This window comes from Streptomyces sp. NPDC006602, from assembly GCF_042870385.1.
GTDB lineage: Bacteria > Actinomycetota > Actinomycetes > Streptomycetales > Streptomycetaceae > Streptomyces.
This window is the reverse complement of the sequence record NZ_JBIAHG010000025.1, coordinates 42,232-64,240: the sequence shown is the minus strand read 5'-3', so window position 1 is coordinate 64,240 and position 22,009 is coordinate 42,232. Positions and strand designations below refer to the sequence as shown.

Below are 22,009 nucleotides of genomic sequence, written 5' to 3'. Positions count from 1 at the left end.
GTGATGAAGTCGAACTGCGAAGCGACTTGTCGCGGGGAAAGCCGGCGGCCGTGATGCGGCGCTCTGAGCGGCGCCGGGCGCGGTCGTCGCACTCATGAGGGGAGGGGGTCGGGGCGAATCCGGGTCGAATTCGCCGCAGGCTGGGGAAGCCGGGTTCGTCCCGCGCCAGGGTGACGGCCACCGGCGGCGGGGTCGCCCCAGTGGGCATAGGGAGGACCGCAGGCCCTCACCACGGCAGGCGTCAGCCACCGTGCCGAGTGCTACACGGACGCCGACCGCCGCAACGCCGAAGCCGCCCGACGCCACTGGGCCGGAGTGCCCGGCGTCCGGAGGCGGACGTCGGGCACTGTCGGACTCCGGCGGAGGGATTACCCCGCGAGTTCCTTGGTGATGCGGTCGAGCATGAACGCGGAGGACTCGAGGGCGCGTTCTTCCCAGGCGAAGACGCAGGCGGTGGCCACGCCGTCGAAGTTGAGTTCGCGGAGTGTGCTGAAGAAGGCGTTCCAGTCGACTTCGCCCTGGTCGATGTCGAGGTGCTGGTGGATGCGGGCGGTGGTGCCGGGCGGGTTGAGGATGTAGCGCAGGCCGGAGGAGCCCTTGTGGTTGAAGGAGTCGGCGATGTGGACGTGCTGGAGCTTGTCGCCGGCGTGGCGCATCATCGCCGCTATGTCCGCCGTGGGGTCCGCGCCCGAGAGGTGGAAGGAATGGGGTGCGCAGTAGAGGTAGTTCACCCAGGGCTTGTTGATCGCGCGGACCAGGTCGACGGCGGGGGTGTTCTCCTCGCAGAAGTCGTCCGGGTGCGCCTCCAGGTTGAGGGCGATGCCCTCCCGCTCGAACAGCGGCAGCAGTTCCTCCAGCGAGCGCCAGAACGCGGCCTCGCTCTCGGCGGCCCGCTCGGGGCGGCCGTTGAACTCCGAGTTCATCAGGGGGCATTCGAGGTCGGCGGTGATCTCGATCATCCGCTTCCAGTAGCGGACGGCGGCCTGCCGCTCGGTCTCGTCGGGCGAGGACCACTTGTACAACGGCAGTACGGAGGAGAGCTTGACGCCGTGCGTGCGCAGGGAGTTCTTCAGCTCGGCGATCCGCTCGTCGTCGGCGCGCGGGTGCAGGAAGAACGGCATGAAGTCGTCGCGGGGCGACAACTCGATGTATTCGTAGCCGAGTTCGGCGACCGTGCGGACCATGTCGTCGATGGGCAGGGCGCGGAACATGTACGGGTCGAGGGCGATCTTCACGCGGCACCTCCGTAGAAGGCGGGTCGGGGCTTGAGGTCGGTGGCGATGACGTGGCCCGACTCCAGGGCCTCGACGGTCGCGCCAGTGATGACGGTGGCCGCGTAGCCGTCCCAGGCCGACGGGCCCGTGGGTTCGGTGTCGGCCGTCAGGTTCGCGATCCACTCACGGAACTCCGTGTCGAAGGCGTCCGCGAACCGGCCCACCCAGTCAGTCAGTACCTCCGTGCTGTGCTGACCGGCGCTGCGCAGGCCGACCGTGGCCGGGTCGGGCAGCCGGACCAGCCCCTCCTCGCCGACGGTCTCGCATTGGATGTCGTAGCCGTACTGGCAGTTGACGAAGACCTCCAGGTCGATGCGGACGCCCTTGGCGGTCTCGAAGAGCATGATCTGCGGGTCCTTGAGGTGCGCGAACCGCTTGCTGGTGGCGCGCGGGGTGATCACCTGGGTGGAGATGATCTCGTCGTCGAGCAGCCAGCGCAGTACGTCCACCTCGTGCACCGCCGTGTCCAGGGCGGCCATGGAGGACGTGTACGACTCGGGGACGGTCGGGTTGCGGTGGGCGCAGTGCACGATCAGCGGCTCGCCGATCCGACCGGAGTCGATGACCTGCTTCATCTTCCGGTAGCCGGCGTCGTAGCGGCGCATGAATCCGACCTGGACCAGGCGGCGGCCATGGGTCGTCTCCGCCTCGACGATCCTCAAGCAGTCCTCGGCGGTCGTGGCCAGCGGCTTCTCGCAGAAGACCGGTTTCCCGGCGGCTATCGCGTTCAGCACGTGCTCGGCATGGGTCGGGCCCCAGGAGGTCACGAGCACGGCGTCGACGTCGTCCGCTGCGATCAGGGCAGCGCCATCGGGCAGCACCCGGGCGCCGACCGGCGCCGCTGCCTCCTCGGCGCGGGCGGCGTCGATGTCGGTGACCGCGGTGACGCGGGCGCCTGTGACGGTGTCGGTGAGGCGCCGGATGTGCTCCTTGCCGATCCAGCCGGCGCCGATGACACCTACACGTACAGTCATGATCGTTTCCTAACTGGTTCCGACTAGGAGAAGCGCGCCCGGAGTTCGGCTTCGAGGGTTTCGAGGGTGCGGCCCTTGGTCTCGGGGACGTAGAGCTTCACGAAGGTGAGCGAGAAGACGCCCGCCACGACGAAGAGGAAGAAGGTGTTGGAGACTCCGATCCCGGAGACCAGGGACGGGAAGACCAGGCCGATCGCGAAGTTGGTCAGCCACAGCACCACGGCCGCGACCCCCATCCCGAACCCGCGCATGCGCATCGGGAAGATCTCCGAGAGCATCAGCCAGGTCACTGGGGAGATCGCGCCCTGCTGGAAGGCGAGGAAGGTGACCGTCATCGCGAGCACGGCGTACGCCCGGCCGTCGCCGGACGGCAGCGCCAGCGAGAACACCCCGATCAGCAACAAGGCTGCCGTCGTACCGATCTGACCGGTCATCAGCATCGGCCGACGGGGCACGCGGCCCAGCAGCCAGATGCCGACGAAGGTGGCCAGTACCGAGATGACGCCGTTGGCGATGTTGGCGGTCAGCGCGCTGTCGGCGGCGAAGCCCGCGTCGGTGAGGATCTGGGTGCCGTAGTACATGATCGTGTTGACGCCGGTGATCTGCTGCACGATCGCGATGCCGAAGCCCATGAACATCAGCTTGCGCAGCCACGGCGTGGACCTCATGTCCTGCCAGCCGCCGAGCTTCTCCTGCTCCTCCTTGACCGCGAGCGCGGAGACCTCGGCGAGCTCGGCCTCGGCCCGCTGCTGGGAGCGCACCTGCTTGAGCACGTCGAGAGCCTCGGTGAAGCGGGTCTGGGAGGCCAGCCAGCGCGGGCTCTCCGGCATGATCAGCATGCCGAACCACAGCACCACGGCCGGGATCGTGGCGAGCACGAGCATCCAGCGCCACACCCCGCCGGACTCTCCGCCGACCTGGGCGATGATCGCGTTGGAGGTGAAGGCCAGCAACTGCCCGCTGACGATCATCAGTTCGTTACGGGTGACCAGCGCGCCGCGCCGCTCGGCGGGGGAGACCTCCGCGAGGTAGACGGGCACGGTCACCGAGGCGCCGCCGACCGCGAGGCCGAGCACGAACCGGGCCACCACCATGACCGCGACGTTCGGCGCGAGTGTGCAGCCCAGCGCGCCGACGAAGAAGATCACGGCGAGGGTGAGGATCGTACGGCGCCGTCCTCGCGCGTCCGACAGCCGGCCGCCGGTGATCGCGCCCAGCGCCGCGCCGAGGAGCAGTGAGCTGGTGACCATGCCTTCGGTGACCGCGGTCAGACCGAGGTCGTCCGTCATGTACGGCAGGGCGCCGTTGATGACGCCGGTGTCGTAGCCGAAGAGCAGGCCGCCGAAGGTGGCGATGACGGTGATGACGCGCAGCCGCCGGGAGACGGCGGGCGGGGCGTCGTTGGTGAGGGTGGGGGCCTGAGTCGCGCCGTCCCTGACGTCCATGGTGGCCTCCTAGCGGTCGAGGTTCGGGCGTCGGGTACCCGTCAGCCCGCAGCCGGCCAGGTGCTCACGCGTGCTGACCGCGATGGGCAGCGGCACCTCGGGAGCGCACGGGTACAGGTCCTGCTCGACGATCACGAACAACTGGGCGTCCAGCTTGGCCAGTTCGGTCACCACGTCGGCCGGGTTCGGCACACCGGCCGGGGGTGACACACAAACTCCGCCCTTGACGGCCTCGCCGAACGACAGGTCCTCGGCCGCCACTTGGGCCAGCACCGCCGGATCCATCTGCTTGATGTGCACGTAGCCGACGCGCTCGCCGAAGCGGCGGATCAGGTCGAGGTTGTCACCGCCGCCGTAGGCCACGTGCCCGGTGTCCAGGCAGAGGTTGGTGTAGCGCGAGTCCGACTCGTTCAGCAGCCGTTCGATCTCCGGCTGGGTCTGGATGTGGCTGTCGGCGTGCGGGTGGATGACGAGGCGTACGTCGTACTCGTCGAGGAGCAGCTTGCCGAGCCGGTCGGCGGCCTTGCCGAAGCCGGCCCACTGCTCGGCGGTCAGCTCCGGCGACTCCGTGAACGCGCCGCTCTTCTCGTCCCGGTACATCGGCGGGATCAGGACCAGATGGTGGGCGCCCGCGGCAGCCGTCAGGGTGGCGACCTGGCGGACGTGGGTGAGCATGTCGCCCCAGGCTTCCGGCCGGTGCAGTGCGCCGAAGGCGGTGCCGCCGGAGACCTGGAGCCCACGGGCGTCCAGCTCGGCCTTCAGCCGCTGCGGGTCGGTGGGGAGGTAGCCGTAGGGTCCGAGTTCCAGCCACTGGTACCCGGCCGCGGCCAGCTCGTCGAGGAAGCGGGTGTACGACACCTGGTGTTCGTCCTCGGGGAACCAGACTCCCCAGGAGTCGGGGGCGGAGCCCAGGCACAGGTTGCCGGCGGTGGTGCGGAGCGGGGATGGCGCCGTTGCCATGGCGTGTCCTTTGGGGGGAGGGACGGGGGTCAGTGGGAGGTGGGGAAGTTGAAGCCGGCGGAGATGATCTGGGTCTGCTGGGGCCAGCGGGTGGTGACGACCTTGGGGCGGGTGTAGAAGCGGATGCCTTCGGGGCCATGGATGGGGTTGTCGCCGATGAGGGAGTCCTTCCAGCCGCCGAAGGAGTAGTACGACATCGGGACGGGGACGGGCACGTTGATGCCGATCATGCCGACGTGGATGTTGCGCTGGAATCGGCGGGCGGCCTCGCCGGAGGCGGTGAACAGGGCGGTGCCGTTGCCGTAGGGGTTGGCGTTGATCAACGCGATCGCTTCGTCGAGGGACTCGGCGCGCACGATGGCCAGGACCGGCCCGAACAGCTCCTCCTTGTACGCCTCCATCTCGGCGGTGACGTGGTCGAGCAGGGACGGGCCCGTGAAGAAGCCCTCCTCGTGGCCGTCGACCTTCAGCCCACGCCCGTCGACGACCACGGAGGCGCCCTGGGCGGCGGCGGTGCCGACCGCGTTCTCGACACGTTCCTGTGCGGCCTTGGTGACCAGCGGGCCCATCTCCGTGCCGGGCACGTCACCGGGGCCGACCTTCACCTCGCGGGCCTTGCGCTCCAGGACCTCGACCAGCCCGTCGGCGGCGTCGCCGACGGCGACGGCCACCGAGACGGCCATGCAGCGTTCGCCCGCGGAGCCGTAGGCGCCGGCCGTGATGTGGTTCGCGGCGAACTCCAGGTCCGCGTCCGGGAGAACGACGGCGTGGTTCTTGGCGCCGCCGAGGGCCTGCACTCGCTTTCCCTGCGAAGTGGCCTGCTCATGCACGTACTTGGCGATCGGCGTCGATCCGACGAAGGAGACGGCCTCGATGCCGGGGTGGGTCAGGATCGCGTCGACCGCGTCCTTGCCGCCGTGCACGACGTTGAAGACGCCGTCCGGGAGACCTGCCTTCTTGTACAGCTCGGCGACGAAGTTCGCGGCGGAGGGGTCGCGCTCGGAGGGCTTGAGGATGAAGGTGTTGCCGGTGGCGATGGCGATGGGGTGCATCCACAGCGGGACCATCGCGGGGAAGTTGAAGGGGGTGATGCCGGCGACCACGCCAAGCGGCTGGCGGAAGTTGTGCACGTCCACGCCACGCGAGACCTGGTCGGAGAAGCTGCCCTTGAGGACGTCGCCGAGGCCGCAGGCGAACTCCACGACCTCACGGCCGCGGGTGATCTCGCCGCGCGCGTCGTCGACGGTCTTGCCGTGTTCGGCGGAGATGATCCGGCCGAGTTCTTCCTCGTGGTCGACGAGGAGCTGGCGGAAGGCGAACATGACCTGGGTGCGTTGGGTGAGGGACGACTCCGACCAGGTCTCGAAGGCGCGGGAGGCTGCCTGGACCGCCGTGTCGACGTCGGTGGCGCCGCCAAGGACCACCTGGGCCTGCTCCAGTCCGGTGGCCGGGTTGAACACCGGCTGGGTGTTGGAGGCGGAGCCCGGGGTGAGGGAGCCGTTGATCCAGTGCTCGATGGTCTTCACGGTGCGGGTTTCCTTTGCGGGGACGGGGTCTTACAGGTAGTGGCGCTGGGTCTGCTTGTGGCCGGCGTAGGTCTCGTAGGCGGCCTGGGTGGTGCCGAGGGCGGAGACCTCGCTGACCGGCACGTCCCACCAGCCGTGGCCGGGCGGGTTGGGTCCGTAGAGGTCGGTCTCGACATGCACGACGGTGGTGCGGCTCGACGCCTTGGCCTTCTCCATCGCGGTGCGGAAATCCTCGACGGTGGCGGCGTGCAGCACGTCGGCGCCGAGCGATGAGGCGTTGGTGGCCAGGTCGACAGGGAGGACGTCGCCGTCGAGCTGGCCTGAATCGCCGTTGCGGTAGCGGTACTTGGTGCCGAAGCGCTGTGAGCCGAGCGACTCGGACAGGGCGCCGATGGAGGCGAATCCGTGGTTCTGGACCAGGACGATGATGACCTTCAGGCCTTCGGAGACCATGGTCACGATCTCCTGCGCCATCATCAGATAGGAGCCGTCACCGACCAGGACGACGACCTCGCGGGAGGGGTCGGCCATCTTGGCGCCGACGCCGGCGGCGACCTCGTAGCCCATGCAGGAGTAGGCGTATTCGACGTGGTAGGCCTTGGGGTCCCGGGCCCGCCACAGCTGCTGGAGATCTCCGGGCATGGAGCCGGCCGCGTTGATGACGACGGCGCGGTCGTCGAGGACGTCGTTGAGGGCGCCGAGGATCTGGGTCTGGGCGGGCAGGTCACCGGTGTTGCGGTCGGGGGCGAAGCACTCCTCCTCGATCTCCCGTGTGCGGGCGATGAGGTGACGGGTGCGCTCGCGGTACTCCGCTGGGACCTCCCAGTCCGTGAGTGCTCCGGCGAGGGCCTGGATGCCGAGCCGGGCGTCGGCGATCAGCGGTTCGGCGGCGTGCTTGACGGCGTCCAGGCGGGCGACGTTGAGGTTGACGAAGGTGACGTCGGGCCGGCCGAAGACGGTGTGGCTGGCGGTGGTGAAGTCGGAGTAGCGGGTGCCGATGCCCAGTACGACATCGGCCTCGCGAGCCAGCTCGTTGGCGGCGTAGGAGCCGGTGGAGCCGATGCCGCCGACCGCGTAGGGGTGGTCCCAGGGTACGGCGCCCTTGCCGGCGTGGGTGTCGGCGACCGGGATGCCGGTGGCCTCGGCGAACGCCCGCAGGGCGGTCTCCGCACCGGAATACACGGCACCCCCGCCCGCCACGATGAGCGGCTTGCGGGCGCCGCGCAACAGGCGGGCGGCCCGCTCGACGGCGGCCGGCTCCGGCACCGGGCGGCCCACGTGCCACACCCGCCGCCGGAAGAAGGAGAGGGGCCAGTCGTGGGCCTCGGCCTGCACGTCCTGCGGCAGCGCCAGCGTCACTGCGCCGGTCTTCACCGGGTCGGTCAGCACCCGCATCGCGGCCAGCGCGGCCGGGATCAGCTGCTCGGGGCGCGAGATGCGGTCGAAGTACTTCGACACGGCGCGGAAGGCGTCGTTGACGGTGACGTCGCCGCCTCGGGTGTCCTCCAGCTGTTGCAGCACCGGGTCGGCGGCGCGGGTGGCGAACATGTCGGACGGCAGTAGCAGCACGGGCAGCCGGTTGGTGGTGGCCAGCGCCGCGCCGGTGATCATGTTGGTGGAGCCGGGGCCGGTGGAGGCGGTGCAGGCGAAGGTGGCCAGCCGGTCGCGCATTTTCGCGTAGGCGACCGAGGCGTGCACCATGCCCTGTTCGTTGCGGGCCAGGTAGTAGGGCAGGTCCGCCTCGCCGGTGGTGGCGGCCTGCAGGAGGGCCTGCCCGATCCCGGCCACGTTGCCGTGGCCGAAGATGCCCCACACCCCGGGGACGAGGCGCTGTTCCTGGCCGTCACGCTCGCTGTACTGATTCGCGAGGAAGCGCACCAGGGCCTGCGCGGTGGTGAGTCGGACGGTGTTCATCGCTGCGTGAGTCCTTCGAAGGGAAGCCGGTCGTCGATGTCCTGGGACTCCCAGGTGGTGCGGACCCAGCCGTGGGCGGGGTCGTCGCAGATCAGCCAGGCGCGGTCCTGGCCGGGGCCGGCCATGGCGTTGAGGTAGTACAGGTCGTAGCCGGGCGCGGCGATGGACGGTCCGTGCCAGCCATGCGGGATCAGGACGGTGTCGCCGGAGCGGACCTCGGCGAGCACGTCGATGGGCCGCTCTTCGGTGCCGTAGACGCTCCCCCACGCTCGGCTTCGCTCGCGCGGGGGCACCCCCAGGTATCCGAAGCCGTTGCCGTCGCCGGCGACCTGGAAGTAGTAGATCTCCTCCAGCTCCGATTCGATGCCGGGGCGGGCCGTATCGTGCTTGTGCGGCGGGTACGACGACCAGTTGCCGCCGGGTGTGAGGACCTCGCAGACGAGCAGCTGGTCGGCTTCGAAGGAGCCGGGCAGGCAGTAGTTGTTGACCTGCCGTGAGCAGGCGCCGGCGCCGCGCAGTTCGACGGGGACGTCCTCCTTGGGCCCGTACCGAGCGGAGAGTGAGCTCCGCTCGGTACGGGCGGAGGGCAGCGCGAACAGACCTCCCTGCGCGCTGCTGATCAGGGCCGCCGACTCGGGCGGCAGATAGGCGAAGTCGGTGACCGAGGCGAACACGCCTGTCCTGCCTTCGAGTTCGAAGGTCCCGCCGTCCGTGGTGACGGCGCAGGAGCCGGTCAGCGGCAGGACCAGGAACTCGGAGTCGTGGGTGGACAGGGCGTGTGCCTCGCCCGGCTTCAGGGTCAGGATCCTGAGGCCGGAGTATCCCCAGCCCGCCGACTCGGGCGTGACCAGGACGTCGTAGGGCCCGTCGGCCGAAGTGCCCCTGGGCAGGTGGTATTTGTTGCTCACAGCAGGCTCACCGCCTTGTCCACCGCACCGGCCACGTCGCCGCCCGCGGGGTAGAGCAGGGAGCGGCCCACGACCAGGCCCTGCGCGGTGGGCTGCTTGAGCGCCTTGCCCCAGGACGCGAACGCCGCCTCCGGGTCGGTCACCTCACCACCCAGCAGCAGGGCCGGGAGGGTCGAGGAGGCCAGGACGCGCTCCATGCCGGCCACGACCGGGAGCTTGAGCCAGGTGTAGGCGGTACGTCGGCCCAGCCCGGACGCGATCGTGACGGACTTGACGACGGCGTCCGTCGACAGGTCGTTGCGGATCCTGCCGTCCTGCCATGCCGACATGAACGGCTCGACCATGGCGATGAGGTGACGGTCATTGAGCTCGTTGACGGCACGCGCGGTCTCGGACAGGGCGGCCGGGGTGGCCGGGTCGTCGAGGGCGATGCGGGTGAGCATCTTGCCGCCGTCGAAGCCCATCGCGGCGATGGTCTCGGCGTCGTAGCCGGTGAATTGGTCATCGATCTCGAACACCGAACCCGCCAGCCCGGCCCGGTTCATCGAGCCGAAGACGCTCTTGCCGTCCAGGACGCCGAGCAGGAGGAGGTCTTCGAGGATGTCGGCGGTGCCCAGCACGCCGGTCACGCCGGGGCGCTCCAGGGCGGTGCACAGGCGGTCCAGGAGCTCGGAGCGGTCGGCCATGGCGTTGGGGTCGCCGCCCACACCGTTGGCGCCGCGCGCGGGGTGGTCGGCGGCGATGATCATCGCCTTGCCCTGCTCGCCCAGCAGCGAGGTGGCCTTCACTCGGCGGGCGGCGGCGGCCGTGATGGCGCCGGGGTCGCCCACGCGGGCGGACACGATCCGGCTCAGCTTCTCACACTGCACGGGTCACCTCATCGAGCCTGGTGTTGACTTCGGCCTCGGTCGGCATGGCGTCCGAGCAGGACAGACGGCCGGCGACGAGGGAGCCGGCGGCGTTGGCGAAGGACACCGCGCGGCGGGTGTCCCAGCCGGAGAGCAGGCCGTGGCACAGGGCCCCGCCGAAGGCGTCACCGGCGCCGAGGCCGTTGACCACGTCGACCGGGACCGGGGGGATCTCGGCGACCGCGCCGCTCTGGTCCATGGCCAGGACGCCCTTCGGGCCCTGCTTGACCACCGCCAGCTCCACACCGGCGGCCAGCAGCGCCTTCGCCGCCGCGTAGGGTTCGCGCTCGCCGGTGGCGACCTCGCACTCGTCGAGATTGCCGACCGCCACCGTGCTGTGCCGCAGTGCCTGGCCGTACTGGGTGCGCGCGTGGGCGGGGTCGGACCAGAACATCGGCCGCCAGTCCAGGTCGAACACCGTCACCGCGCCCTTCGCCCGGTGCTCCAGTGCCGCCAGGGTGGCCGAGCGGCTGGGTTCCTCGCTCAGCCCGGTGCCCGTCATCCAGAACACCGCCGCGTCCCGGACCGTGCCCAGGTCCAGCTCACCGGCGGTGATGTCCAGGTCGGGTGCCTTGGGCAGGCGGTAGAAGTACAGCGGGAAGTGGTCCGGCGGGAAGATCTCGCAGAACGTCACCGGGGTCGGCGCGATGTCCGACGTACCGACGAAGCGGCTGTCGACGCCGTAGCCGGCCAGTGCGGTGCGCACGAAGTCGCCGAACGGGTCCCGCCCGGTCTTCGTGATCACCGCGGCCGTACGGCCGTACCGCGCCGCGGCCACCGCGACGTTGGTGGGGCTGCCGCCCAGGTACTTGCCGAACGAGGTGACCTCGGCCAGCCCCACGCCCGTCTGGAGCGGATACACATCCACTCCCACGCGGCCCATGGTCAGCACTTCGAACGGCATGACGCTGGTTTCCCTTCGTTCCGGAGACGCCGGTGAGGGCTCCGGGGAGCTGTCGCGGAAGAATTCCTGCCGCGCTCTACTAGCGCGCTCTAGTGCGAGTACGATGACCCCAGTCCAAATGTCATGTCAATAGGTTGTTGCCAGAAGATTTCGCGATCATCGCTAAGGTCGCGGGCGTCGGAGGGTGAGTTCACGGTGGATGCATCGGGCAAGCAGCGGCCCACGATGGCGGACGTCGCCGAGAAGGCGGGCGTCTCGCGGGCGCTCGTCTCGATCGTGTTCCGCAACCAGCCGGGCGCGAGCGAGGAGACCCGGCAGCGGGTGCTGCGGGTCGCCGACGAGATCGGCTACCGGCCCGACAGCGCGGCCCGGCTGCTGGCGCGTGGCCGCAGCCGCACGCTCGGCGTGATGTTCACCGTCCAGCAGACCTTCCACACGAACCTGATCGAGGGGATCTACCCCGAGGCCGAGCGCCTCGGCTACGAGGTCCTGCTGTCCGGCGCCACGTCGGGCCGCAGCGAGGAGAAGGCCGTGGAGGCGCTGCTCAGCCACCGCTGCGAGGCGGTGATCCTGCTCGGCTCCTTCGCCGAACCCGACTTCCTGGACGAGCTGGGACGCCGCACGGTCGCGGTCTCCGTCAGCCGCCGGGTCCCGCACGCGCACGTGGACTTCGTGCACTCCGCCGAGGCCAAGGGGGTGCGCCAGGCGATGGACCACCTCGTGGAGTTGGGACACCGCACGATCGTGCACATCGACGGCGGCCGCGGCCCCGGCTCGGCCGAGCGGCGGCGGGCCTACCGGGCGGCGATGCGCCGCCATGGCCTGGAGGCCGAGGAACGCGTCATCTCCGGCGAGCACACCGAGCAGTCCGGCATCGAGACCGGGCGTCTGCTGCTGACGGAGCGCGAGGAGGGGCGCCCGCTGCCGACGGCGGTCCTCGCGGGCAACGACCGCAGCGCGATGGGCCTGTTGATGTCTCTGACCCGTGCCGGCGTCGAGGTTCCGCGCGACATGTCCGTGGTCGGTTACGACGACAGCCATCTCTCCCACCTGATGCCGATCGGGCTGACCACCGTCCGCCAGGACGCGGGACTCATGGCCGAGCACGCCGTCCGGTACGCGGTGGAACGGCTGGAGGACCCCCAACGCGAGCCGCGGGAGGCCGTGGTGGAGCCGAAGCTGGTGGTACGGGGGACCAGCGGGCCGCCACCGAAGCGCTGACGCCGAGCGGCGGTCAGGCCGTCGTACGGGCCTGGGGTGCCGCCTCTGCCCGGACCGTTCCTGAGTCCTCGCCGGGGAAGGAGATGCCGCACAGTCGGCGGATCTCGTCCATCATCCGGAGCGTGGACACGGAGTCGTCCAGCGGCCGCAGCGGCGTCTGGAGCCGTCCGGCGCCGATGCATCGGGCCACCTCCGCGGCCTCGAAGTGCAGGGCGTCGTGGGCGGTGCGCGCTTCGCCGTACGACAGCGGTGTCCCGCCGCCCGCCGGGGTGAGGAGCACCTCGCCGGGTTGGTAGAAGGGGCCCGACAGGCTCAGTGGCGTGGGTTCCGGCGACCGTGGCCGTGGTGGGCGTGTCGCTGAACAGCGTGGTGTGGACGATGCCCTGGCCGCCGTCGGCGTCGCGGAGGAGGGCGGCGATCTGGCCGTTGACGCCCGCCGGGTGGGGCTGGGCGAAGGCCTGTACCTCCACCGGCTCGCCGAGGACCGACACGGCGAAGGAGAGCGGGTACGTGCCCAGGTCGAGGAGGGGCCCGCCGGCCAGGTCAGGGCGGAGAATGCGGTGGCCGCCCGCGAAGTGCTCGCCGTGGTCGGCCAGTACCGTGCGGATGTCACCGAGGACGCCCGCGTCGAGGATCTGCCGTACGACGTCGAATCTGGGCAGGAAGAAGGTCCACAACGCCTCGGCGCAGAACAGGCCGCGCTCCGTGGCCAGTCGGGCGATCTCCGCGGCCTGGGAGGCGTTGGGTGCGAGGGGCTTCTCCACGAGCGTGTGCTTGCCGGCCGTGAGGGAGATCCGGGCGCAGTCGAGGTGGGCGGTGTGCTCGGTGGCGACGTAGACGACGTCGACGTCCGCCGCCGCTGCCAGCTCCTCGTAGGAGCCGTACGCGCGCGGGATGCCGTGGCGGCCCGCGAACTCCTTTGCGCGGGCGCCGTCACGCGACGCGACGGCCGTGAAAGTCTGCCGGGTGTGGCGCTGCACGGAACGTACGAAGCGCTCGGCGACCCAGCCTGTGCCCAGAACACCCCAGCGCAGTATGGGCGCTTCCATCGAGGCCGGAGTGCGCGGGGAGGGAAGGGCGGTGGGGAAGACGGGCATGCTCAGACCTCCGGGACCTGGACGGCGACGCTGCGGCCCCCGTTCTTCATGGACGTGATGACAGCCTCGGCCACCGCGCTCGCCACCAGGCCGTCGTCCGCGGTCGCGAGTGGAGAGGGCGTGCCGGAGGCGACCGCGTCGGCCCAGGCCTGGAGTTCGAGGCGGTAGGCGTCGGCGAACCGGGGGCGCCAGTCGGCCGGGTAGCCGAGGGAACGGGCGCGGGCGGAGTCGGTGACGACGCGCGCGGGGTGGGCCAGGGCCAAGGTGCCGCGCTCGCCCACCACTTCGCAGCGGACGTGGTAGCCGTTACCGGCGTTGAGGAACACCTCGACGGTGGTCAGCGCGCCGTCAGCGGTGCGCAGCAGCATCAGTTGCGGGTCGCGCAGGCCAGTGGCCGTGCTCGTGGAGCGGGTGGCATGCCAGCTCACCTCTTTGATTGTCGAGTCGAGCAGCCAGGGCACAGTGTCGAACTCGTGGACGGCCGACCCGGTGATGCTGAGTTCGTCGGTGGCACCGGAAGCTGAGAAGAGGCCACGGCTGACACAGTGCAGCAGCAGTGGCGCCCCGCAGACACTGTCCGCGATCGCATCCCTGAGCTCGGTGTACGCGGGGTCGAAGCGGCGCATGAAGCCCAGTGAGATCAGCCGTCCGCCCGTCTGCCGCTCCTCTCGTACGACACGGACACATTCGGCCGGTGTGGGGGCGAGGGGCTTCTCGCACAGTACGGGTTTTCCGGCCCGTACGGCCGCGACGGTCAGATCGGCGTGGGTGGTGTCGTGCGAGGCGATGACGACGGCGTCGACCTCCGGATCGCCTATCAGGGCATAGGGGTCATCGGTCGCACGCGCCCCGGGGACGGCGTCCGTGACGGTGGCGGCCCGCTCCACGTCGATGTCCGCGACCATGGTGACCACGGCCCCGGAGACATGACGGTGCAGGGTGTTCACATGATCGGCGCCCATGTTGCCGGCGCCGATCACTCCGATGCGTACGGTGCTCCTGCGAGGCTTTCCCCATGTTGGCTTGGATGCCGGTGGGCGCCTTCGGCCAGGCGTCCTGGGAGCGGGGGCCTATGGCCGGACCGTGGACGCCCACCTGGCATGTGTGGACAGTTGACGCGTGCGCCGTTGTCAGGACGCGGCCGCCTCGCCCGTGGCCGCCACGGGTGCGGTGAGGTCGACCTCTTCGGGGAGTTCTTCGACGTCCACGCCGCGGACCTGGGCCAGTTCGTGTTTGAGTGCGGCGAGTTCGGTGCCGCCGGCCATGTGGTTGGTGAGTTCTTCGAGGGTGATCTCCCTGCGTTCGGCGGACAGTTCGAGGGTGCCCAGGCGCAGCACGCTGAAGTGGTCGCCGACCATGTAGGCGTGGTGCGGGTTGTGGGTGATGAAGATGACGCCCAGACCGCGCTCGCGGGCGGCGGCCACGTATTTCAGCACGACACCGGACTGCTTGACGCCCAGCGCGGCGGTCGGCTCGTCCAGGATCAGCACGCGGGCGCCGAAGTAGACGGCGCGGGCGATGGCCACGCACTGGCGCTGGCCGCCGGAGAGAGTGCCGATGGGCTGGTCGAGGTTGTCCAGGACGATGCCCATGTTGCGCAGCTCTTGGTCCGCGGTCTGTTTCATCTTCTCGATGTCGAGGCGGCGGATCGGCCAGGGGCCCTTGGTCATCTCGGAGCCGAGGAAGAAGTTGCGCCACACCGGCATCAGGGGCACGGTCGCCAGGTCCTGGTAGACGGTGGCGATGCCGCGGTCGAGAGCCTGGCGCGGGGTGGTGAAGTGCACCGGTCGGCCGTCGACGAGGAACTCGCCCTCGGTGTGCTCGTGCAGCCCCGAAATGATTTTGATGAGGGTGGACTTGCCGGCGCCGTTGTCGCCCAGGATGCAGGTGACCTGGCTGGGGCGCACGGCGAGGTCGACGCCGTGCAGGGCGCGGATGTTGCCGTAGGCCTTGCCGACGTTGCGCAGCTGGACGATGGGGCGGTCGGCGTCGTCGGGGACGGTGTCGGCGAGGACGGCACCGTGGGTGCCGCTTGCGTTGTTTGTCATAGAGGTCACCTCCGGGTCGCGGTGCGCTGGACCCACAGATTGATCAGGACGGCGCCGAGCAGCATCAGGCCGAGGAAGGCCTTGAACCAGTCGGGGTTCCAGCCGGCGTAGACGATGCCCTGCTGGACCATGCCGAACATGAACGCGCCGAAGACCGGGCCGATCGCCGAGCCGGCGCCGCCGGTAAGCAGGCAGCCGCCGATGACCGCGGCGGAGATGTAGATCAGTTCCTGGCCCACACCCTCGCCGGACTGGACGGTGTTGAAGGAGAACAGCTGGTGCATGCCGACGAACCAGGCGCCGAAGCCGACCAGCATGAACAGCGAGATCTTGGTGAAGGCCACCGGCACGCCGACGGCCCGCGAGCTGTCCTTGTTGCCGCCGACTGCGAAGGTCCAGTTGCCGTAGCGCGTGCGCAAGAGCACCCAGGTGGCGATCGCGGCGAACAGCAGCCACCAGAAGATGGTGATCTTCACCTGCACGCCGCCGATGTCGAAGCTGGAGGCGAAGACCTTCCTGGCGCTGTTGAAGCCGTCCATGTTGCTGATGTCGTCGGTGGCGACGTTGCCGGTGACCAGCTTGGTCACCGCGAGGTTCACGCCCTGCAGGATCAGGAAGGATCCGAGGGTGACCAGGAAGCTGGGCAGTCCGGTCTTGACCACGAGCCAGCCGTTGAGGAAGCCGATGCCCAGGGAGACGACCAGGGCGGCGATCACGCCGACCCAGACGTTCGTGGTCAGCTGGTAGCTGAGCATGCTCGCGGTGAGGGCGGAGGTGATCACGGCGACGCCGGCCGACAGGTCGAACTCGCCGCCGATCATCAGTAGTGCCACCGGGACGGTCACGATGCCGAGGGTCGAGGACTGGTAGAGAATGTTCGCCATCGAGCCGGCGTCGCGCACCGGCGGCGCCGAGATCAGGAAGAACACGTAGACGGCTGCGGCGCCGAGGAAGACGCCCACATCGGGCCGGGCCAGCGCCCTCAGCGTCAGGGTACGTTGCACAGTCCGGCCGTCGGTTTCCTTCGGGCCGGGGGCCGGCGGTGTGTTCACCGCCGGCTCGGCATGCTGGGCCGTGCTCATCACCGTGTCCCGTTCGCGGCGAACTTGGCGACCGTGTCGACGTTGGTCTTGTCAATGAAGGCCGGGCCGGTGAGGACGGGTGCGGTGCTGCCGCCGCTGAAGTTGCCGTTGGTCTTGTACAGCCACAGCGAGTCGACCGCCAAGTAGCCCTGCAGATACGGCTGCTGGTCAACGGCGAACTCGACGGTGCCGTCCTGGACGGCCTTCACCAGGTCCTTGTTGAGGTCGAAGGTGGCGAGCTTGGCCTTGCTGCCGGCGTCGGACAACGACTGGACCGCCGTCAGCGCGATCGGGGCGCCGAGGGTGACCACCTGGTCGATGGAGGAGTCCTGCGTGAGCTTGGCGGTGATCGTCGACTTCACCGACGGCATGTCGGTGCCGTTGACGTAGAGGGTGTCCGTCTTGCCGCTGAAGCCCTTCCTCAGGCCGGCGCAGCGGGCCTCCAGCGCGACCTGCCCCTGCTCCTGGATGACGCACAGGGCGTGCTTGGCGCCGAGTTGGTTCAGGCGCTGGCCGAAGGCCTGGCCCGCGATGTTCTCGTCCTGGCCGAAGTATTCGAGCATGCCGAGCTTCTTCCAGTCGCCGACGCCGGAGTTGAAGCCGACGACAGGGATGCCGGCGGCGGTGGCCTTGGCCACGACGTCCTTCATGGCGGCAGGCTTGGCGGCGGTCAGGGCGATGCCGGCGACCTTCTGGTCGATGGCGTTCTGCACCAGGTTGGCCTGGTTGCCCGCGTTGGGGTCGCTGGAGTAGACGAGCTTGATGTTGTCCTTGGCGGCCGCCGCCTGGGCGCCCTTGCGGACCAGGTCCCAGAAGGTGTCGCCGGGGGAGGCGTGGGTGACCATGGCCACTGTCATGCGCGGGGTAGTGGCCTTGCCGGCCGAGGCGGCCGCGTTGCCCTCCTCGGACTTCTTTCCGCCCGAGCTGCTGGAACAGCCGGCGGCCAGCAGGGTTCCGGCGAGGACGGTAGCGGTGAGAGCGGCGGCTCGATGGTTTCTGTGCATGTCCCTTGCACCTCGCTGTGCTTGTCGGGGTGAGTCTGTGATGAGCGGAAGCGTGTCCGGCGTCGGCGGTCGATGCCTGATCACCGAGAGACGACGCGGGTGCGCGGATGGTGTGTATGTGCCGTGCGTGGCGGCGCGTTCTTCTGCGGCGGTCCTAGGTGTGGACCACCTGTTCACGGCCTGGAGCGCTTTAGTAGCGCGCTCTAGTTGGAGAGACTATGGAGCCGCTCCGCAGGGATGTCAACAGGTATGTCAGGACGTACCAACAAAGTGTCCCGAATGAAATTGAGCCGCGGATCCGGCCACCGGGCGAGCGGCACCGACCACGCGGGTGGTCGTCTCGGGGAGCCGAGTACCCCATGTGTTCAGTAGGGCGGCGGCATCCCGCAGGCAGCCGGGGCGACTTCGGCGGCGAGTTCCGGTGCCGTCCAGCTAGGGCGCATATCGAGTCGTGATCAACTACCTGCTGCGTGGGCCGGTGGCGGCCGCCTGCGGCGACTCGCGTGAGATCATCCGTCCATGAGCAGCGACCTGGAAGTAAGCGCTCTGGCGATCAATGTTGTGATACCGCAGGCCCTCCGCTGGACGGACACCCGACGCGGTGAAGCGTTCACGCTGACCACACTCAACGTCCGGCTTCTTCCGGACGGTCACCTAGCCGTGAAGGCCTATGGCAGACCAGTCGGTGGTGGTCGGGGCGCATACGTCTCGTTCCCTGTCCCCGATAAACCCGAGCTGGCGGCCCTGGTCTCCGATGCTGCCAGCCGTGCCGGGGCGTTGTGGGCCGCCCATCGTGGTCTCGGCTGAGCCCAGTTCGACTCGACAGCGAACGGTGTCAATCCCAGATTTCGCCCTCACGGCGAGACCTGGGCCGGTAGACCTTCTTGCGTGATGCGAGTGCAACTGAAGGATGCAGAGTGGGAGTTCATCGGGCCATACCTGCCGATCGGCGAGTACGGCCCGTATCCCGAGCGGCTGCGGCAGCAGTTCGAGGGCGTGATCTGGCGGTTCAAGACGGGCGGGCAGTGGCGGGAGATGCCGACGGAGTTCGGCGCCGGGTTGACCGTCCACAACCGCTTTAGGCAGTGGCGTGACGCCGGGGTCTTCGAGGCTCTGCTGGAGGGCCTGATCACGGAAGCCGCGAAACGCGGTGAGGTGGACTTGTCCCTGGTCAGCGTCGACTCCACCACCGCCCGGGCCCACCACGACGCGGCCGGTATGCACCTCAACGAGGCCGTCGTCACCGCCCTGGAGAAAGCCGCCGCCGAGGAGGAGGAGAAGGCCAGGTCAAAGGGGCAGCCTCGGAGAACAAAGCGGGCAGGAGGCCGAAAGCGATCCCGTGCGGGAAGAACGAAGACGCGTCCGGCGTCGGCGGAAACTCCGGCTGAGGGCTGCCCTCCTCGGACGCTCCAGGGGCGGGCAGACCAGCAAGGTCCACCTCGCCGCCGACCGCAAATGCCGCCCGCTGGCGTTCATCCTGACCGCGGGCCAGGCAGCGGACAGCCCGCAATTCATCCCCGTCCTGAAGAAGGTGCGGGTACGCGGGCCCGTCGGCCGCCCCCACACACGGCCGAACGCGGTCGCCGGGGACAAGGTCTACTCTTCCCGCGGCAACCGCGCCTACCTGCGCAGACGCCGTATCAAGGCGGTCATCCCGGAGCCCTAGTGTCATTCGACGCGTCAGCCCTGCGCATGTCGACGCAGTGTCGCCGGCCGCGACAGCGCAGCACCTCCTCCAGTACGGATCCTCCCGTTCCGGGCGAGGTCGTCCTGGGCGTGGACACGCACGGCGAGGTTCATGCTGCCGCGGTGATCTCCCCGCTGGGGAAGGTCCTGGGCGCCGAGTCCTTTCCGGCCACGGCGGCCGGCCACCGTCGGCTGCTCCAGCCGCCGTCCCCGCCCCGGCCGCCGTCCGGTCCTCCGCCGGCGTCCCGGTCAGCGGGCCGCCGGAGCACAGTCGGCGCAGGCGGTTGGCGGCCAGACTCACAGCTCACCCCCACATGTCCACGCGCCCAGCCGCGCGCCGCACGTCCCGAGGACAGCTCACACAAGGCCACTGAGGGGGGCGCCCACTCTGAAGAGCCTCTCAGCGGCGCGTGCTTCCGCCGTCCGCGACGACGATCTGCCCCGTGATGAACGCGGCGTCGTCGGAGGCGAGAAACGCCACGACGCCCGAGACGTCGGCCGGCATCTGCACACGCTTGATGTTCTGCATCCGCACGGTCTGCTCGAAGAAGAACTCGCTCGTGTTCTCCGCGGCCGTGGCGGTCCGGACCAGGCTCGCCGCGACGCCGTTGACGGTGATGTGGTGAGCGGCGAGGTTGGCGGCCAGGACAGAGGTGAGTCCGTTCAGCGCGCCCTTGGCGGAGACATAGGAGACGAAGGGAGGCGGCGGAGTCCAGTAGCTCGACGACGTGATGTTGATGATCCGTCCCGCCCGCCCCGGACTCCTTCAGATCCGGCAGGAACGCCCTGGAGGCCAGGAAGGGACCGTCCACGTTGACGGCGAAGGTGCGACGCCACTCGTCGAAGGTCACGTGGTCGATATCGGCCGACAGAACGTTTCGCTCATCACCGGGCTGATCCAGCAGGATCTCGCGCCGTCGTCGGCCCAACTGACGTGGGTCGCCGACGCCTTCTTTCTTCCTGTCGCCGCGTTGGAACTGGGCTTCGGCGTGTTCGGCGACCTGTTCGGCCGTAAGCGTCTGCTCGTGGGGGGCGCCGCGCTCATCGCGGTCGGCTCGACCGTCGCGGTCCTGGTGCCGGGTTCGGGATACTCGACCGACACCCGGGTGTCGTTGCTGATCCTCGCCCAGCTTCTCAGCGGCATCGGGGCCGCGGCCATCTTCCCGACGAGCCTCGCCATGGTGGCGGCCGGCACCCACACCACCGCCACCCGCGCTCACGGCGTGGCGATCTGGGCCGCCGCGCTGTCGATCGGCGGTTTCCTCGGACCGCTGCTGGCGGGTCTCTCCACCAAGATCCACAGCGGCTGGGCCGGGAACGCGAACTGGCGCTGGGCCTACGTCGGTGTTCTGGTCATCGCCGTGGTGAGCGCGCTCCTGTCGCTGGCCATCGCCCGCAACTCCTCCGCGCCCGAGGGCCGGTCCCTCGACTGGCCGGGGCAGATCACTTCCGCACTCGGCCTGTTCGCTCTGCTCTACGCCGTGATCCAGGGCTCCGAGAGCGGCTGGGGGAGCCCGCAGATCGTCATCGCGTTCCTCGCTGCGGCCGTGCTCCTCGGGCTGTTCGTCTTCGTGGAGAACCGCGCGGACGCGCCGCTTCTTCTCCTGAGCGTCTTCAAGAACCGGGCGTTCGCCGTGAACTCGGTGGTCACCGTGATCGGGATGTTCGGCTTCCTCGCGATCATGTACTCCACCAGTATCCGTCTCACTATCGTCCAGGGAATCAGCCCGCTGAAGGCCACTGTCGCCTACCTCTTCTTCGGAGGCATCGGCCTTGTGCAGCTGCCCCTCACCTCCAAGCTGCTCGAGCGGTACAACGCCCGGAGGGTGCTCTTCACCGGCCTGGTCCTCATCGGCGCCAGCGGGCTGTGGTTCGCCGGCGTTCCGACGAGCGATCGGACACTGACCGCCATCGTCGGGCCGCTGATCCTCGCCGGCGTCGGCTCGGCGCTCGCCTTCGCCGCCATCAGCGCGGTCGCGGTCAACACTTTGCCCAACCACCTCGCCGGCATGGCGAGCGGCGCCACGAGCACGTTCCGGGACCTCGGGTTCGCGCTCGGCCCCGCGATCATGGGCGCTGTCGCGCTGAGCCAGGCCGCCAAGGAGATCTCCCGCAACCTGGCGGACAATCCGACCCTGAGCAAGGCCTACGCGGCTTTCCAGGCCGCTCCGGCCCATGCTCCCGCGGATCAGAAGCCGCAGCTGGAGGCGGCGGTGCACGCTGTGGGCTCGGGCCCGCTCGGCGCCAACTCGGTGCCGGGCAGCATCACTTCGCCGGACGGTCACGTCATCCCCTTCAACCCGCTCAAGGACGTCGCTTTCCACGCCCTCAGCAGCAGCTACTCCCTGGCGTTCGTGTTCGGTGGCGTAGGCCGCTCTGGTGGCGGCGGCGCTCACCCTCGTGGGCGGGCCCGGTGGCGTGGACCAGGCTCATCTCGACGACGACCCGCACACCCTCGACGGCTGACCGCCCGACGGGCACGCCGGCGCCGGGACAACCGGAGCGCTCGCCGCGACTCCCCGAAAGCGGTAGTCGCGGCGGGTTATGGCGTACAAGAGGCAACGATCGACAGACACACTCGGACAGGAGTCGCACCATGACCACGACACACCCGGGGACGAGCAGGAACGACATTCGCATACCGGCCACGGTCGCCGAGGCGGAGGCCGCTTGGCTCGTTGCGATCACGAAGGGAGACGAGGAACAGCGTGAACTCATGCTCCCCGACTGCGTGATCGTGCACGGCCCGGTCGGGAACGTCCATGAACGCGAGCGCTTCCTCGGCTACAACGCGTCCATGGGACCCACCGTCGAGGCCGAGACCAGCGAGGTGACCTGCCGGGAGCGGGGCGGACGGGCCATCGTGACGTGCTTCCAGAAGATGCGCATCCGGCGCCTGCCCGACCTGCCGCCGTTCCTGGTTCAGGCCGTGGCCACCCGGGTGTGGTTCTCGACCGACGAGGGATGGCGCCTCGGTCACATGCAGCTCTCCCGGCGGCAACCGCCGGCATGACGCGCATGACGCGCATGACGCGCATGACGTGCCGCTTTCCTCGCC

At 69.5% G+C, this 22,009-nt stretch carries 18 protein-coding genes and 3 pseudogenes; 5 read left to right on the top strand and 16 right to left on the bottom strand.

The annotated features are described in order from the left end of the window. Positions 1 to 13: 13 nt before the first annotated feature. The 10 genes and pseudogenes from ACFYO2_RS38025 to iolC form a co-directional block, all read right to left on the bottom strand. Positions 14 to 94: pseudogene (locus tag ACFYO2_RS38025) on the bottom strand (AAA family ATPase); the annotation flags it as partial. Between the two features lie 274 nt (positions 95 to 368). Continuing rightward, complete coding sequence (locus tag ACFYO2_RS38020; RefSeq protein WP_388358797.1) at positions 369 to 1,235, bottom strand: sugar phosphate isomerase/epimerase family protein; 867 nt, start codon at positions 1,233 to 1,235, stop codon at positions 369 to 371. Continuing rightward, positions 1,232 to 2,248, bottom strand: a complete 1,017-nt coding sequence (locus ACFYO2_RS38015) for a Gfo/Idh/MocA family oxidoreductase (RefSeq protein ID WP_388358795.1) — start codon at positions 2,246 to 2,248, stop codon at positions 1,232 to 1,234. Before ACFYO2_RS38015 ends, ACFYO2_RS38020 begins: the two co-directional genes overlap by 4 nt. Before the next feature lie 23 nt (positions 2,249 to 2,271). Next, positions 2,272 to 3,693 (bottom strand): sugar porter family MFS transporter, encoded by a 1,422-nt coding sequence (locus tag ACFYO2_RS38010; protein WP_388358792.1) that lies wholly within the window; start codon positions 3,691 to 3,693, stop codon positions 2,272 to 2,274. Positions 3,694 to 3,702: 9 nt separating this feature from the next. Beyond that, positions 3,703 to 4,653, bottom strand: coding sequence for a TIM barrel protein (locus ACFYO2_RS38005; RefSeq protein ID WP_388358789.1), 951 nt, complete (start codon positions 4,651 to 4,653; stop codon positions 3,703 to 3,705). A gap of 29 nt (positions 4,654 to 4,682) precedes the next feature. Beyond that, positions 4,683 to 6,179: a CoA-acylating methylmalonate-semialdehyde dehydrogenase gene (locus tag ACFYO2_RS38000; protein ID WP_388358787.1), complete on the bottom strand. Its 1,497-nt coding sequence runs from the start codon at positions 6,177 to 6,179 to the stop codon at positions 4,683 to 4,685. Positions 6,180 to 6,209: 30 nt separating this feature from the next. Continuing rightward, the gene (gene iolD / locus ACFYO2_RS37995; protein WP_388358785.1) at positions 6,210 to 8,093 is read right to left on the bottom strand and encodes a 3D-(3,5/4)-trihydroxycyclohexane-1,2-dione acylhydrolase (decyclizing); all 1,884 of its coding nucleotides are present in this window, start codon (positions 8,091 to 8,093) and stop codon (positions 6,210 to 6,212) included. Further along, positions 8,090 to 9,001, bottom strand: coding sequence for a 5-deoxy-glucuronate isomerase (gene iolB / locus ACFYO2_RS37990; RefSeq protein WP_388358782.1), 912 nt, complete (start codon positions 8,999 to 9,001; stop codon positions 8,090 to 8,092). Before iolB ends, iolD begins: the two co-directional genes overlap by 4 nt. Further along, positions 8,998 to 9,870, bottom strand: a complete 873-nt coding sequence (locus ACFYO2_RS37985) for an aldolase (RefSeq protein ID WP_388358780.1) — start codon at positions 9,868 to 9,870, stop codon at positions 8,998 to 9,000. Before ACFYO2_RS37985 ends, iolB begins: the two co-directional genes overlap by 4 nt. Further along, the gene (iolC, locus tag ACFYO2_RS37980) at positions 9,860 to 10,813 is read right to left on the bottom strand and encodes a 5-dehydro-2-deoxygluconokinase (RefSeq protein ID WP_388358777.1); all 954 of its coding nucleotides are present in this window, start codon (positions 10,811 to 10,813) and stop codon (positions 9,860 to 9,862) included. Before iolC ends, ACFYO2_RS37985 begins: the two co-directional genes overlap by 11 nt. 225 nt (positions 10,814 to 11,038) lie before the next feature. On the opposite strand from iolC, the gene ACFYO2_RS37975 reads away from it, so the two are divergent. Next, a complete protein-coding gene (locus ACFYO2_RS37975; protein WP_388358882.1) occupies positions 11,039 to 12,034 on the top strand; it encodes a LacI family DNA-binding transcriptional regulator in 996 nt (331 codons plus the stop codon). Between the two features lie 377 nt (positions 12,035 to 12,411). On the opposite strand, the pseudogene ACFYO2_RS37970 reads toward ACFYO2_RS37975, so the two are convergent. From ACFYO2_RS37970 to ACFYO2_RS37950, 5 genes and pseudogenes are all read right to left on the bottom strand, one after another. Next, positions 12,412 to 13,083 (bottom strand): annotated as a pseudogene (locus ACFYO2_RS37970) (Gfo/Idh/MocA family protein); the annotation flags it as partial. Positions 13,084 to 13,133: 50 nt separating this feature from the next. Next, the gene (locus ACFYO2_RS37965; RefSeq protein ID WP_388358775.1) at positions 13,134 to 14,111 is read right to left on the bottom strand and encodes a Gfo/Idh/MocA family oxidoreductase; all 978 of its coding nucleotides are present in this window, start codon (positions 14,109 to 14,111) and stop codon (positions 13,134 to 13,136) included. A gap of 150 nt (positions 14,112 to 14,261) precedes the next feature. Next, positions 14,262 to 15,179 (bottom strand): ATP-binding cassette domain-containing protein, encoded by a 918-nt coding sequence (locus ACFYO2_RS37960; RefSeq protein WP_388358772.1) that lies wholly within the window; start codon positions 15,177 to 15,179, stop codon positions 14,262 to 14,264. 5 nt (positions 15,180 to 15,184) lie between these two features. Further along, positions 15,185 to 16,261, bottom strand: coding sequence for an ABC transporter permease (locus ACFYO2_RS37955; RefSeq protein WP_388358770.1), 1,077 nt, complete (start codon positions 16,259 to 16,261; stop codon positions 15,185 to 15,187). Further along, complete coding sequence (locus tag ACFYO2_RS37950; protein ID WP_388358767.1) at positions 16,261 to 17,265, bottom strand: sugar ABC transporter substrate-binding protein; 1,005 nt, start codon at positions 17,263 to 17,265, stop codon at positions 16,261 to 16,263. Before ACFYO2_RS37950 ends, ACFYO2_RS37955 begins: the two co-directional genes overlap by 1 nt. Before the next feature lie 519 nt (positions 17,266 to 17,784). Here ACFYO2_RS37950 and ACFYO2_RS37945 point away from each other — a divergent pair. Together ACFYO2_RS37945 and ACFYO2_RS37940 are read left to right on the top strand one after the other, a co-directional pair. Continuing rightward, entirely contained in the window at positions 17,785 to 18,072 is a 288-nt protein-coding gene (locus tag ACFYO2_RS37945) for a hypothetical protein (RefSeq protein WP_138901717.1), read from the top strand. Between the two features lie 81 nt (positions 18,073 to 18,153). After that, a pseudogene (locus ACFYO2_RS37940) lies at positions 18,154 to 18,925 on the top strand (transposase); the annotation flags it as partial. Between the two features lie 426 nt (positions 18,926 to 19,351). Here ACFYO2_RS37940 and ACFYO2_RS37935 read toward each other — a convergent pair. After that, entirely contained in the window at positions 19,352 to 19,684 is a 333-nt protein-coding gene (locus ACFYO2_RS37935; RefSeq protein WP_388358879.1) for an SDR family NAD(P)-dependent oxidoreductase, read from the bottom strand. A gap of 118 nt (positions 19,685 to 19,802) precedes the next feature. Here ACFYO2_RS37935 and ACFYO2_RS37930 point away from each other — a divergent pair, with 118 nt between their 5' ends. Continuing rightward, positions 19,803 to 21,551: an MFS transporter gene (locus ACFYO2_RS37930; RefSeq protein WP_388358765.1), complete on the top strand. Its 1,749-nt coding sequence runs from the start codon at positions 19,803 to 19,805 to the stop codon at positions 21,549 to 21,551. Next, positions 21,548 to 21,964 (top strand): nuclear transport factor 2 family protein, encoded by a 417-nt coding sequence (locus ACFYO2_RS37925; RefSeq protein WP_388358762.1) that lies wholly within the window; start codon positions 21,548 to 21,550, stop codon positions 21,962 to 21,964. Before ACFYO2_RS37930 ends, ACFYO2_RS37925 begins: the two co-directional genes overlap by 4 nt. The last annotated feature ends 45 nt before the right edge of the window (positions 21,965 to 22,009 follow it).